Origin of the sequence: Pseudomonas sp. SIMBA_068 (assembly GCF_046534705.1) — a bacterium.
Lineage (GTDB): Bacteria > Pseudomonadota > Gammaproteobacteria > Pseudomonadales > Pseudomonadaceae > Aquipseudomonas > Aquipseudomonas putida.
The window spans coordinates 1-289 of sequence record NZ_JAWRYI010000311.1 but is presented as its reverse complement, the minus strand read 5'-3'; the positions used below and the strand labels follow the sequence as shown (position 1 = coordinate 289).

The following is a 289-nucleotide window of genomic DNA, read 5'->3' as shown; positions in this document are numbered from 1 at the left end:
CAATGCAGACGCCGACGCGGGATTTATCTTCTACGCCGTCGATAATCGCTGCGAGATGTTCGAATTTAAACCCTAAGTTACTGCCCTGACCGGCGGTGTTTTCAATCACCGCGGTGACACCTTGAGTTTTATCCAGCGCAATGTTGATGGATTCGGCAATACGCGCAAGGCAATCCTCTTCTGAAATCTGCATCAGATGGCTGCCAGGGTGGAAGTTGAGCAAAGAAAGCCCCAGCTGTTCGCAACGCTGCATTTCATCTATAAAGGCATCGCGCGATTTTTCCAGAGC

The 289-nt window shown here is 50.5% G+C and carries 1 protein-coding gene; it reads right to left on the bottom strand.

All coding sequences use genetic code 11. The annotated features are described in order from the left end of the window. The coding region (locus SB756_RS29315; protein WP_410913057.1) for a TIM barrel protein at nucleotides 1–289 on the bottom strand (289 nt) is incomplete at both ends.